The sequence below is a fragment of the uncultured Paraglaciecola sp. genome (genome assembly GCF_943787955.1).
In the GTDB taxonomy this organism is placed as follows: Bacteria; Pseudomonadota; Gammaproteobacteria; order Enterobacterales; family Alteromonadaceae; genus Paraglaciecola.
The window spans coordinates 151,609-164,131 of record NZ_CALSOK010000014.1 but is presented as its reverse complement, the minus strand read 5'-3'; the positions used below and the strand labels follow the sequence as shown (position 1 = coordinate 164,131).

The following is a 12,523-nucleotide window of genomic DNA, read 5'->3' as shown; positions in this document are numbered from 1 at the left end:
CTGCAATAGTGGCAATTTGGGCTAATGTCAGTTCATTGAGTGACTTGCCATAATAGACTTGCGCTGCCGCACCAAAACCGAAAGCTCGGTGGCCTAATTCTACCTTATTTAAATACAACTCTAAAATTTCTTGTTTGCTTAATAGTTGTTCCATATGCCACGCTAAAATGATTTCACGTATTTTACGGATGTATTTTTTTTCGCGGGTCAAGAAAAAGTCTCGGGCCATTTGCATAGTTAGGGTACTTCCACCCTGCCCTTTTTCACCGGTGATAACTAAATTAACTAATGCACGCAACATGCCGATAGGATCTATGCCAGGGTGTTCATAAAACCTGCTATCTTCGGTGGCGATAACTGCTTGTTTTAACTGTTCCGGAATTTGCTCAAGGGTAAGTGGGATGCGGCGTTTCACCCCATATTGGGAGATAAGTTTGCCATCTTTGGTAAAAATGCGCATCGGCGTTTGTAATCGAACGTCTTTGAGAACGTCGACGCTAGGCAAGTCAGATTTGATATAGATATAGGTACCTATCAATATAGTAATACCAACTACAAATGTGACAGAAATAGCTATTAATGAGGATTTAAGTAGTTTCACGGATAAATAATACCAAGGCAAAGTCTAATAAATGTTCTACATTTTATACCTATGTACAGTTATTAGAACCATAAATAACAAAAAATTACGCAATAATGATGCAGTAAATTATTCCTATGTAAATGGATGTCTAAAATTGAAAAAATTATTTGGCGCTAAAGTACAAAAAATGATTGGCCTAGATATAGGTACCCGGTTTATTAAAGCCGTGATAATCGAAAAATCAGGTGAACAATATAATTTGCTAGCTTATGCCTGTGAGCCAATTCTGGGCGATGCTTTTGCAGAGCGTGAAATTAAGGATTTCGAAGCAGTGAGCCATGCGCTAAAAAAAGTAAAGCTTGCCTTAAAAAGTAAATACAAGTCTGTTGCCATAGCAGTATCAGGCTCAACAGTACTCAATAAGATTGTATACATGGACCCGGGGCAGACCGATTACGAACTTGAAAGCCAAATTGAACTAGAAGCGGAAAGTTTGATTCCTTATCCGCTGAACGAGGTTTACATTGACTTCGAAGAGAGAAGTGACAACCTAACCACAAATAATAAGGTTGAAGTGTTATTAAGTGCGGTTCATAAAGAATTAGTTGATCGCAGAATAACGTTATTGGGAGAAGTGGATTACGAAGCCAAAATTGTTGATGTGGAAAGTTACGCCTTAGGTGCAGCGGTTGCATCTTTCTATCCAAGTGAAAAGCATGAAACTGTTTGTTGTATCAATATTGGAGCCAGTCATTTACAAATGTGTGTGGTTAGAGATAGAGAAGTTATTTATACTAAAGATCACAATTTTGGTATGGACGCATTGATCCAAGACCTCACCATGCTCTACAGCCAAGAACGCTCTCAAATTGAACAACAATTAACAGATGACACATTACCAGAAACATGGAAACAAGACGCTTACCCCATGTTTTTAGCTAATCTCCAACAAAATATTAACCGAGCATTGCAAGTTTACATCAGTGCATCTGGCGAAGCTCGTCCTAGCTCTTTGCTGATATGTGGAGGCGGCGGACACCTAACATCCTTACCTAAAGACTTAACTGCGGATTTAGGTATTGAGGTCATGTGTTTCAACCCATTTGCCGACATGGTGATAACAGACAACGTTAATCAAGGTGATTTCGAACAGATTTCTGGACAACTTATTATCGCTGCAGGTTTAGCCAGTAGGAGTTTTAAACCGTGGCACATATAAATTTATTGCCTTGGCGCGAAGGGCGCAGGGCTGAGCATAAGAAGAATTACCTGACTTTACTGACTTTACTTGCACTTAGTGCAATTGGCTTAATGTTTACTGCTGGATCTGTGTTAGAAAAAATGACAGATTACCAAAATTATCGAAACAATTTTATTGAACAAGAAACGGCTTTATTGGATCAACAAATTGAGAAAATTAAAAATATCAAAAAAGACAAGGAAGCTATTGAACAAAGAATGGCCTTAATTGAGCAACTTGAGTCAAGCAGAAACGCCGTGCCAATCGTTTTGGATGAGTTAGTTAGACTGGTACCACATGGTTTATCCTTTCGCAGTTTTTCTCGCCAAGGCAATCTTATTGAAATATTGGGTGTCAGTGAATCAAACAACAGGTTGGCAGATTTTATGCGTCAACTGCAAGAATCTACTGTATTCAGTAGTGGCGAATTATCTTCAATCAAGGCGGATACATCCGCTTTAGAAGCAGTCAGTGATTTTAAGCTGACTTTTACTATTAATCCTAGTGTGGCTCCAGATTTCTCAATCATTAATAAGGAGCCAATTAAATGAAATTTGATGTTAATAAATTAAAAGAGGTCAATGATTTAGATTTCGAGCAAGTCGCTATCTGGCCCTTTGAAGTTAAATCTTTAGTCGCAATGTTTGGCATAATTGTTAGTTTAGTAGTTGGGTATTATTTTTTAGTGAAAGATAAACTACCTTTACTTGAAGCAGCACAAAATAAAGAAATAAAATTAAAACAAGTCTACCAAGGAAAATATCGCATTGCGGTTAACTTAGAAGCCTACGAAGAGCAATTAGGTCAATTGAAAAGTGATTTTTCTTCTATGTTAAAATCACTTCCTACGAGCAATGAAACACCCGGATTATTGGATGACATCACGTTAGTAGGCACATCAGCAGGGCTCACTTTTAGATTATTAAATTGGCAAAGAGAGATCCCAAAAGAATTTTATTCAGAGTTGCCTATTGAAATGGAAGTGTTTGGTGGGTATCACAACTTTGGGCAATTTGCTTCAGACATAGCAGGGTTACCTCGCATTGTCACAGTGCATGATTTTGAAGTTACCCAGGAAAGTAATTCCCTTAAGCTCACAGTACAGGCAAAAACGTATAGAACGTCAAGCGAACAAGACACAGTTACAGAAGGTAAAACACAATGAAATATATTAAAATTGTGTTGGCTGCATTACTGTTATGTGGCTGTGAAGCCAAAGTTGACGATTTACAGGTATTTATTGCTGAAGTGAAACAAACAACTAGTGTTAATATTGAGCCTTATCCAGAATTTGATAGCAAACCTACTTTTATCTATTCTGCTGACACTTTGCGCAGCCCATTTCAACGTCCACGAAATACGGGTGCAGGTGTCAAAATAAACGTAGCCGCCCAACCAAATTGTGCACAGCCCGACTTTAACCGTAGCAAACAACCTTTAGAAAAATTTGGTATCGATGCGTTATCCGTTAGTGGGGTATTTCAGTCCAATGGCAAAAAATGGGCTCTTATTCAGTCTAATACAGGAAGTTTATTTAAAGCTACAATTGGCGATTACCTAGGGTTGTTCTTTGGGAAAATCGATTCTATTCAAAATGGCACAGTTTCTTTTACTGAAATGCTGCCCGATGGAGCTGGCTGCTGGCAGAAAAAGCAAGCCACACTCACTATGCTTTCGAAGGCAGGAGAAAATAATGTCTGAGCGTTTTATTTTTAACAAAAAACTTAATCGGACTAATCCAGTCTGGTATTGGTTCATTGCGTTAGCTTTAAGCCTATTCGCATTTAAATCGCTAAGCCAACAAGAAGCGGTTGTTTTGGTTGATCTCGAACCTCAGGCAAATAGCGTTTTTCGCTCCGAATTGCTAGATGTGCAGTTTTCGCGTCTACCCAGTGGTGGAGCCAAAGCGTTAATAGTGTTTAGTAATGAAAACTTTCAGCTGCAGTTGAGTGAAAGTGGCAAAAACCTAAGTTTGGTTTTACCCAAAACAAAACTCGCCAGCGAACAATTGTTTAAACTCGATGTGGTAGATTTTGCAACACCGGTCAATGCCATTGAAACGTTCCAGGATGAAGAACAAACCAGAGTTGAATTTTCACTTCAGGATAAGATATCTTTTCGTCACCAGAAAAAGGCTAACAGCTTAAGCATAGAAATTGAAAAACGTACGAAAGATGCGCCAATAGAAGGCCAGCAAACTAATTTTTCTGGCGAACCTATTTCACTTGATTTTCAAGATGTACCCGTCCGCCAAGTACTGCAAATTATTGCTCAAGTTAACAGTTTTAATTTAGTCACAGCTGATACTGTGACCGGCAATGTGACTATCAGTTTATCTGGTGTTCCTTGGGATCAGGCTTTAGAAATGATATTAAAAATCAAAGGCTTAGACAAAAGGCTTGAAGGAAACATTTTACTTATTGCACCCACTGAAGAGCTGACTGCTCGTGAAACTCAGCAGCTGCAATCCAAACAACAAGCAGCTGAACTCGCACCATTAGTTTCCACAAACATACAAATCAATTATGCTAAAGCACAGGATCTTGCATTAATTCTCAAAGGTACAGAAAATAGCATTTTAACACTCAGAGGCAGTGTGGCAGTTGATGAAAGAACCAACACACTTTTACTTCGTGATACTCAAACATCAATCGATGAGGCCAAAATCCTAGTCGACGCCTTGGATATTCCTATTAAACAGGTATTGATTGAATCTCGCATGGTGACCGTAAGAGATAATGCAAGCGAATCATTTGGTGTACAGTGGGGGTTAAGTGAGACCATAAACAACGGCGCCATATCAGGCTCATTGACTGGTGCTGATTCCGTTGCCAGTGGGATTGTCCCTTCTATAACAGACAGACTCAATGTGGCGTTACCAGTGAGCAGTCCAGCTGGGCGAATAGGAATACAAATAGCTCGCCTACTAGACGGCACTATCATTGACTTGGAGTTATCAGCTCTTGAGTCAGAAAACAAAGGTGAAGTCATTGCAAGCCCACGCATCACAGTTGCTAACCAACATGAGGCCTACATAGAGCAAGGGACAGAAATACCCTATGTAGAAGCAACCTCAAGTGGCGCCACATCGGTTGAGTTCAAAAAAGCAGTATTAAGTTTGAAAGTCACCCCCCACATCACCCCGGATAATCGGATCATCATGGATTTGGTTGTGACCCAAGATACGCGAGGGGACACAGTATCAACGTCAACCGGCGATGCAGTGGCAATTGACACCCAAGAAATCAGTACCCAGGTATTAGTAGAAAATGGCGAGAAACCATAGTACTCGGCGGAATTTTCCAACAGAGCTCCTCAAACGATGTGCGAAAAGTACCACTTCTGGGGGATTTGCCTGTTGTGGGTTACCTATTCAAAAACACATCAGAAGTAATAGAGAAACGCGAGCTACTAATCTTTGTGACACCTAAAATACTAGCGGATGAATTGAGAACCAAGTGACATTTGGTCGAAGTTCAGCCGCCTAAATTCGATGCAAAAAAGCAGCCTAACCACTTGATTAGGCCGTTTTTTTATTATTCCTGGCTGCATAAACCTTTACAAAGCTTGCAAAATTCACTGTAAAACTGAGATAATCGTCGCCTCGAAATTTTCGACGAGGTCTGGTTAATCCATAAAAGGGTAGCCGCACAGAACTTTCTACCCCTTAAACATAGTTGTGAAATAAGCAAAAATGGCTGAAAAACGTAATATATTCCTTATAGGCCCCATGGGTGCTGGTAAAAGCACTATTGGTAGGCACCTAGCAGACGAACTTCACTTAGAATTCTTTGACTCCGATCAAGAGATCGAGAGACGATCGGGCGCAGATATCGCTTGGATATTTGATCTTGAAGGGGAAGAAGGCTTTCGTCTACGTGAAGAAAACATCATTAACGACTTAACCGACAAGCAAGGCATTGTTTTGGCAACGGGCGGTGGCTCGGTGGTCAGTAAAAATGTTAGAAACAGGTTGTCGGCGACGAGGCATAGTAGTATATTTGCAAACGACGATCGATAAGCAAGTAGCCAGAACGCAGCGAGATAAGCGTCGTCCGTTGTTGCAAAAAGATGATCCAGAAACGGTATTGCGTAATCTAGCTGAAGAACGCAACCCACTATATGAAGATGCAGCCGATTATATTGTTGATACCGATGATCAAAGTGCTCGCGCTGTGGCAAATCAGATCATTGGAAAAATAGGTCTGTAACACTCCTTTTCATATATAGCAAAAATAGGGCGAGCTCACTTATGGCAACACTAACAGTTGAGTTGGGTGAGCGTAGCTACCCTATATTGATCGAAGCAAATCTGCTTGACCCATCCTGAGGTTTTGACCACACACCTCACCACAAACAAAGTAGTAGTCGTGACCAATGATGTGGTCGAACCGCTTTACTTCCCCATTGTCAGTCAAGCCTTAGCAGGCTACGACGTGAGTAAAATTGTTGTACCTGACGGAGAACAACACAAAAACCTGCAAAGCTTTGAAATGGTCATTTCCAAGCTTGTTGGAAATGTCTGCAGGGCGTGACACCACATTAATCGCATTGGGCGGTGGTGTAGTCGGCGACTTAACTGGGTTTGTGGCTGCTAGTTTCCAGCGGGGCATGCCCTTCATCCAAATTCCTACCACCTTATTGTCACAGGTGGATTCATCCGTGGGCGGGAAAACAGCAGTCAATCACCCGTTGGGTAAAAATATGATTGGCGCATTTTACCAACCCAAAGCGGTACTGATCGATACCAACAGTCTAAGTCCACTTTGCCTCAACGAGAGTTTGCTGCAGGCATGGCAGAGGTCATCAAGTACGGAGTGATTTACGATCCGAATTCTTTAAATGGTTAGAAGAAAATCAAAAAGCCATAAAGCACAAACAATTCGCAGCGTTGCAATATATGATTGCCCGTTGCTGTGCAATTAAGGCAGAGATAGTCTCTATTGACGAAAGAGAATCTGGATTAAGAGCAATATTAAATTTAGGCCATACATTTGGCCATGCCATTGAAGCTGAAAAGGGTTATGGCAACTGGTTGCACGGCGAAGCTGTCTCAGCAGGCATTGTTCTTGCTTCTGCAGTTGCAACTAAGATGAATTGGCTCGAAGCGTCAGAATTCAGTCGTATCGAATCTTTACTGCAAGCATTTGATTTACCTACAGTTGCACCTAGTGAAATGGCATATGAGGACTTTGTCCGACATATGCGCCACGATAAGAAAGTGCAAGCTGGGCAACTTTTTTTTGTCATCCCCAAAGGAATTGGCAAAGCGCTTGTCACAAATGAAATATCTGAAGAGGTATTACGCGTCATTCTTTCTTAGGACTAATTTTTAGTTTTTTGTATCGATATAATAAACATTACTACCTAGGTATATGAAAAATGGTAGCGTCAGAACTGAAAAACCGCTGAACAAATGACTAGAACCATTTAATAATCATAATGGTTCAATCTTGATAAGCGTTTTTCAAGCTGAAAAAATGCCCATTAAGCTTGTAAAAGAGCTGTGGGATTTAGTCTTACAAAGTCGCTTTGCGAACAACAAACAAAACCTTAATGTATTGCTAATGGGTCTCTCCGATTGGGCCGAATCAGCTAAGTCATCTTTGGGGGCTAAATCCAAAGAACAACCCATAGTGTTAACTAGCCAAATTGACATACAACCCGCTAAAAGTCATGAATTTTCTGATGTAGAGTCATTTATTCAAGATAAACGTAAAAAATTCGCGCAACGTATAAAAGAACGAAGTCATAAGACTTTCGAAGCTAAACCAATTTATAAAAAGTGGTGGATGGCCACTTTACTCAGTCTGTTTTTTTTAGTCGTTTTTATTGGGATGCTGGGTTGGCAGTACTCAGAAAAAGTGAGTGCTATGCGGTCATATGTTACCGATTATATATCGCCTCAAGAGCAAACTGTTGTCCCTTCTGATGTCTCCGAGTCTGAGTTAGTACAACAGTTATTCTCGACTCAAACTGCTCAAGTAGCATCTCAATTTGATAGAACTACAGTTGTTTCAGAAAACATACCAAATTTGACTAAAGTGGGTATTAAAGAACTATTAGTAACAGATTGGAACTCGGCCATTATCAAACTTAATGAGCAGTCAAATAAAGTACTTTTGCAAAGCTACAATATTGATGAAAAACTGAATACACAAACGAATCGGTCTTTAGTGCCAAAGCAGCCCGCCATAGTTGAGGACATAGAAGCACAAACTGACACTGTCAATGACTATCAAATCGAAGATAAGTTTAAGGTAAACATTACACCAATATCTTCACAAAAAGGAGAGCGGTTAGCTAATACTGAACAAATCCAAACTACCGCTTTTCTTAAACCTGAACCTGGTATGTTGTTGGCATTACCTAATAAACATTTTGTGATTCAAATAGCAGCGATGGCTAATATTATTATCTTGCAAGATTATGTTAGGGAACAACAGCTCAGCCAACAACTGTGGTTATATAAAACCCAACGTTATAATGTAGATTGGTTTGTATTACTAAAAAACCAACATTTTTCCTCAATAGAAGCTGCCAGAGTAGAAATAATCAATTTGGCAGATGCAGTATTAAAAAACACACCTTTTGTTAAGAGTATTGAGCAAGTCAAACAAGAAATAAGCGTCTCTGAGCCTTAAGCTATTTGTTGTTTTTGTTCAGTACCGTTACAATTCGGCTCCATAAGCTTAGGGCTCCAACTTGGTTGACACATTGGCAGTAACGAAAGATAAAAAAAATAGAGCCTTTTTGAAATGGGCAGGCGGTAAGTACAAACTTATCGAAGTCATAAACGCTAAACTTCCACAAGCGAAAAAGCTCATTGAGCCATTTGTTGGTGCAGGCTCGGTATTTCTCAATACCGATTATTCTAAATATGTGCTTAATGATATTAATCCTGATCTAATTAATTTATACAATATCGTAAAACACCAATCTACTGATTACATAACAGACAGTGCCAAGCTGTTTACTTCAGACTATAACGAAGAAAAACGTTATTACCAGATGAGATTAGAGTTTAATAATAGTGAGGACATCTATGAACGGGCGGTGTACTTTCTTTACTTAAATAGGCATGGCTACAATGGGTTATGCCGTTATAACAATAACGGAAAATTTAATGTGCCTTTTGGCAGGTACAAAGCGCCCTATTTCCCAGAAAAAGAGCTAGTGTACTTTGCAGAGAAATCCCAACTAGCAACATTTACATGTGAATCATTTGAAAAGGTTTTCGCAAAGGCACGAAAAGGCTCAGTAATATATTGCGACCCTCCTTATGCACCCATTAGTAAAACAGCTATGTTCAATAGTTATGCTACTGGTGGATTTACTTTGGATAACCAAATTAAACTTGCATCATTGGCCCGGCGCACAGGTTACGATCGCAATATTCCAGTGTTGGTTAGCAATCACGATACTGAATTTACAAGAGATATTTATCAAGGTGCTGAGCTGACTAAACTTCAGGTCAGTCGTTTTATCAGTCGAAATGGTAATACTAGATTAAAAGTAGCTGAACTATTAGCACTCTATCAAGTAGGCTAACTGGGGCTAGGCCTCAAGATTTCCTGAGCGTGACAATAACTCAAGTAAATCAATAAAATGGAATTGGTAAGAGCTAGAGCGTCCTGAAAACCATTGCGACCAACTCACGCCTTGGGACTGTTCTGTAGCGCATCTATTTACAGGATGACTAACAGGTAGCTGCTGATCTAGGACAACATTGTCTAGATCTCCACAAAACATACTTTTGCTGTCCAATGAGACCTGAGAAAAACTCAACATAGCTACCGCAGCTATACCACTTAACGTCATTCCGCACAGGGTTAACAACGATTTTGACTTCCTGTTCATAATGATGTCCGCCTAATCATACTTGGTTATATTATACCTGTAATCCACCAAGCGACAACTGCACTTCACCTGAAATGTTCGGCACTCCATCGTTAACCTATGGATGTAAAAAAGGCGCATTAAATGCGCCTTTTAAAAAACTAACTCATTAAACCAAGACTAAAGCTCGAATGATTTACTAAGTGAGAAATACATGGCTTCGTCATCATCAAGATCAGAACCACTGAAGATTACGCCTACACCCACATCGAAACCACCAACTTCAGTACCGTATGCTACTTCAAAGTATTCACCTGAAAAATCATCTCCCCAAGAACCAAAAGTACCAGAGATACCATTATGCTCTATTGTAACACCGGTAAATGTATAATCTGCTTCTGAAATACCTAAATCTGCGTCATCATCTTGAGTACCAATACTATACTCTAAACTGAACATGCCGAAACCAGCACTGAGGTTCAATTCATTGTAGGCACTATCAAAATCTCCGGTGTACTGGTAGGTTGTTACACCAGCACCAAGAGACAAACCACTATCGAGTTCAATACCATAACCAGCATAAAAGTCGATTTCTAGTCCGTCATCTACATCTGCAGCCCAAGTACCTAGATAAAAACCTCCGTTTTCGTAATCCAGACCGGCACTTGCCGAGCCACTACCTATTTGTTGGATACCACGAAAGTGATACTCAGAAACAAAACCAACGTTTGCGCTAACACTACCTTCTGCTGACGCGATTTGACTGGCACTAGATGCAATTAAAACGGCGGTGGCCATAGCAGTAATTTTTAAAGTTTTCATGTGTGTACTCCGATTGTGTTTTCAGTAATTAAATTAAGTTTTGTGACAGATTATTTTTGTTTTATTTACTGAATAACGCAAATCTGATGCCTAAATTTTCCCAACCAAACACCACTTAATAAAAATCACTTATCCTATTGTTTTCATTAATAATTATTTAAAAAAGAAGATGTTTTGCAAGACACTCCCACAGCATTTGAATACTTCTAATGCACCATAAAAGGACAATGTGTCAACATTGGTGCAAAGAGGAGCCTTTTGTCTATTTAGATTTTTCTGTAAAGTAACGTCTTTTGCTGGCAAGGAAATTGATGAAACCGTATTTAATAGCCCCGTCTATCTTATCCGCCAACTTTACCAAGTTAGGTGAAGAAGTAGACAACGTGCTCAGTGCTGGCGCAGATGTCGTTCACTTTGACGTCATGGACAACCATTATGTGCCAAATTTGACTATTGGCCCGTTAGTTTGCAAAGCGTTACGTAAACACGGGGTCACCGCGGATATCGATGTTCATCTTATGGTGCAACCAGTGGACGATATGATAAAACAGTTTGCTGATGCTGGGGCAAGCTATATCAGCTTTCACCCTGAAGCATCAATGCATGTGGATAGAAGTTTACAACTGATTATCGATTCTGGTTGTCAGCCAGGTTTGGTTTTTAACCCCGCTACTCCACTACAACATCTTGATCATGTGATGCATAAATTACATCATATTTTGCTAATGTCTGTTAACCCTGGCTTTGGAGGTCAATTTTTTATCCAAAATAGCTTAAACAAGCTAAAACAAGCTCGCGCATTAATTGATCAATCAGGTTTCGATATTCGATTAGAAATTGACGGCGGCGTAAAAATCGATAATATTCGCGCCATTGCAGAAGCAGGTGCCGATATGTTTGTAGCAGGCTCGGCTATTTTTGGCCATGGGGATTATCAAGCAGTGATTAACCAAATGCGCTCAGAACTTGCTTTAGTTAATTAACCTTTCTTTCAACACTATTTATAAGTAGAACCGATTAACATGACAAAACCAATTGTACTAAGCGGCTGCCAGCCTTCAGGCCAACTCAGTATTGGCAATTATATGGGTGCACTTCGTCAGTGGGTCAATATGCAAGAGGATCATGACTGTTTATATATGTTGGTTGATTTGCATGCGATAACCGTAAGGCAAGATCCTAAAGTCCTGCATCAAGCCTGCTTAGATGGGTTAGCGCTATATATAGCGTGTGGGATTGACCCCGCTAAAAGTATTGTTTTTATGCAGTCTCATGTACCAGAACATGCCCAATTAGCTTGGTTGATGAATTGTTATACCCAGATGGGTGAGCTCAATCGCATGACTCAGTTTAAAGATAAGTCAGCGAAAAACACGTCTAATATCAATGCTGGCTTGTATTCATACCCGGTATTAATGGCTGCAGACATTTTGTTATATCAAGCCAACCAGGTACCTGTAGGCGATGACCAGAAACAACACCTAGAGTTGGCTAGAGATATTGCCTCACGCTTCAATAATGTTTATGGCAACATTTTTAGCATACCCGAACCTTATATCCCCGAATTTGGTGCTCGAGTGATGAGTTTGCAAGACCCAACAAAAAAGATGTCTAAGTCAGACGATAATATTAATAATTTTATTGGCCTATTAGAAGATCCAAAAAAGATTACTAAGAAAATTAAGCGTGCAGTCACAGACTCGGACGACCAAGCACGCATTTACTTTGATACTAAAGAGAAACCTGGTGTATCGAATTTATTAAGCCTATTATCATGTGCCACGGGTTCCTCAATAGAAAAACTGGTACCTAGTTATGAAGATAAAATGTACGGTCATTTAAAATCAGATGTGGCCGATGCAATAGTTGCCTTACTAGAGCCTATTCAGCAAAAGTATCACGCGCTGAGGGGCGATCAAACTGAGCTTAATAAAATAATGCGTGAAGGATCAGAAAAAGCCAGCCAACGTGCAGCCTTTACCTTAGCTAAAGCATACGAAGCGGTAGGTTTTGTTAAACGCCCTTAGATTAATCACTGG

13 protein-coding genes and 3 pseudogenes are annotated in these 12,523 nt (G+C 39.9%); 13 read left to right on the top strand and 3 right to left on the bottom strand.

What is annotated here, in order from left to right; all coding sequences use genetic code 11:
* Nucleotides 1–601 (bottom strand): transglycosylase domain-containing protein (locus Q0Y52_RS14380; RefSeq protein WP_297822703.1); only part of this gene is annotated, 601 nt, incomplete at its 3' end.
* Nucleotides 602–737: 136 nt separating this feature from the next.
* On the opposite strand from Q0Y52_RS14380, the gene pilM reads away from it, so the two are divergent.
* From pilM to Q0Y52_RS14335, 11 genes and pseudogenes are all read left to right on the top strand, one after another.
* On the top strand, nt 738–1,802 hold the full coding sequence (gene pilM, locus Q0Y52_RS14375; RefSeq protein WP_297822701.1) for a type IV pilus biogenesis protein PilM: 1,065 nt from the start codon (nt 738–740) through the stop codon (nt 1,800–1,802).
* Nucleotides 1,790–2,374 (top strand): PilN domain-containing protein, encoded by a 585-nt coding sequence (locus Q0Y52_RS14370; RefSeq protein ID WP_297822698.1) that lies wholly within the window; start codon nt 1,790–1,792, stop codon nt 2,372–2,374. Before pilM ends, Q0Y52_RS14370 begins: the two co-directional genes overlap by 13 nt.
* Nucleotides 2,371–2,988, top strand: coding sequence for a type 4a pilus biogenesis protein PilO (locus Q0Y52_RS14365; protein WP_297822696.1), 618 nt, complete (start codon nt 2,371–2,373; stop codon nt 2,986–2,988). The genes Q0Y52_RS14370 and Q0Y52_RS14365 overlap by 4 nt, the downstream gene beginning before the upstream one ends.
* Entirely contained in the window at nt 2,985–3,524 is a 540-nt protein-coding gene (locus Q0Y52_RS14360; RefSeq protein WP_297822693.1) for a pilus assembly protein PilP, read from the top strand. Before Q0Y52_RS14365 ends, Q0Y52_RS14360 begins: the two co-directional genes overlap by 4 nt.
* A pseudogene (locus tag Q0Y52_RS14355) lies at nt 3,517–5,285 on the top strand (type IV pilus secretin PilQ family protein). Before Q0Y52_RS14360 ends, Q0Y52_RS14355 begins: the two are co-directional and overlap by 8 nt.
* Before the next feature lie 232 nt (nt 5,286–5,517).
* Nucleotides 5,518–6,034: pseudogene (gene aroK, locus Q0Y52_RS14350) on the top strand (shikimate kinase AroK).
* 105 nt (nt 6,035–6,139) lie between these two features.
* Nucleotides 6,140–6,358: a hypothetical protein gene (locus tag Q0Y52_RS19595; RefSeq protein WP_366939299.1), complete on the top strand. Its 219-nt coding sequence runs from the start codon at nt 6,140–6,142 to the stop codon at nt 6,356–6,358.
* Nucleotides 6,342–6,644: a hypothetical protein gene (locus Q0Y52_RS19590; protein WP_366939298.1), complete on the top strand. Its 303-nt coding sequence runs from the start codon at nt 6,342–6,344 to the stop codon at nt 6,642–6,644. Before Q0Y52_RS19595 ends, Q0Y52_RS19590 begins: the two co-directional genes overlap by 17 nt.
* Nucleotides 6,617–7,146: pseudogene (locus Q0Y52_RS19585) on the top strand (hypothetical protein). Before Q0Y52_RS19590 ends, Q0Y52_RS19585 begins: the two are co-directional and overlap by 28 nt.
* 157 nt (nt 7,147–7,303) lie before the next feature.
* On the top strand, nt 7,304–8,467 hold the full coding sequence (locus Q0Y52_RS14340) for a DamX protein (RefSeq protein WP_297822691.1): 1,164 nt from the start codon (nt 7,304–7,306) through the stop codon (nt 8,465–8,467).
* Between the two features lie 61 nt (nt 8,468–8,528).
* Nucleotides 8,529–9,374 carry a Dam family site-specific DNA-(adenine-N6)-methyltransferase gene (locus Q0Y52_RS14335; RefSeq protein ID WP_297822689.1) on the top strand — a complete coding sequence of 282 codons (846 nt, stop codon included), beginning with the start codon at nt 8,529–8,531 and terminating at the stop codon, nt 9,372–9,374.
* A 6-nt stretch (nt 9,375–9,380) separates the two neighbouring features.
* Here Q0Y52_RS14335 and Q0Y52_RS14330 read toward each other — a convergent pair whose 3' ends face one another.
* Together Q0Y52_RS14330 and Q0Y52_RS14325 are read right to left on the bottom strand one after the other, a co-directional pair.
* Nucleotides 9,381–9,683, bottom strand: a complete 303-nt coding sequence (locus Q0Y52_RS14330) for a hypothetical protein (protein WP_297822687.1) — start codon at nt 9,681–9,683, stop codon at nt 9,381–9,383.
* A gap of 159 nt (nt 9,684–9,842) precedes the next feature.
* Nucleotides 9,843–10,484 carry a TorF family putative porin gene (locus Q0Y52_RS14325; RefSeq protein WP_297822684.1) on the bottom strand — a complete coding sequence of 214 codons (642 nt, stop codon included), beginning with the start codon at nt 10,482–10,484 and terminating at the stop codon, nt 9,843–9,845.
* Nucleotides 10,485–10,795: 311 nt separating this feature from the next.
* On the opposite strand from Q0Y52_RS14325, the gene rpe reads away from it, so the two are divergent.
* Together rpe and trpS are read left to right on the top strand one after the other, a co-directional pair.
* On the top strand, nt 10,796–11,467 hold the full coding sequence (rpe, locus tag Q0Y52_RS14320) for a ribulose-phosphate 3-epimerase (protein WP_297822682.1): 672 nt from the start codon (nt 10,796–10,798) through the stop codon (nt 11,465–11,467).
* Between the two features lie 39 nt (nt 11,468–11,506).
* Complete coding sequence (trpS, locus tag Q0Y52_RS14315; protein ID WP_297822680.1) at nt 11,507–12,511, top strand: tryptophan--tRNA ligase; 1,005 nt, start codon at nt 11,507–11,509, stop codon at nt 12,509–12,511.
* The last annotated feature ends 12 nt before the right edge of the window (nt 12,512–12,523 follow it).

Bases quoted from the DNA above. Each gene is read 5' to 3' on its own strand.
- Q0Y52_RS14365 (WP_297822696.1), top strand. From the start codon at position 2,371: ATGAAATTTGATGTTAATAAATTAAAAGAGGTCAATGATTTAGATTTC.
- Q0Y52_RS14360 (WP_297822693.1), top strand. From the start codon at position 2,985: ATGAAATATATTAAAATTGTGTTGGCTGCATTACTGTTATGTGGCTGT.
- Q0Y52_RS19590 (WP_366939298.1), top strand. From the start codon at position 6,342: ATGTCTGCAGGGCGTGACACCACATTAATCGCATTGGGCGGTGGTGTA.
- Q0Y52_RS14340 (WP_297822691.1), top strand. From the start codon at position 7,304: ATGCCCATTAAGCTTGTAAAAGAGCTGTGGGATTTAGTCTTACAAAGT.
- Q0Y52_RS14330 (WP_297822687.1), bottom strand. From the start codon at position 9,683: ATGAACAGGAAGTCAAAATCGTTGTTAACCCTGTGCGGAATGACGTTA.
- Q0Y52_RS14325 (WP_297822684.1), bottom strand. From the start codon at position 10,484: ATGAAAACTTTAAAAATTACTGCTATGGCCACCGCCGTTTTAATTGCA.
- rpe (WP_297822682.1), top strand. From the start codon at position 10,796: ATGAAACCGTATTTAATAGCCCCGTCTATCTTATCCGCCAACTTTACC.
- trpS (WP_297822680.1), top strand. From the start codon at position 11,507: ATGACAAAACCAATTGTACTAAGCGGCTGCCAGCCTTCAGGCCAACTC.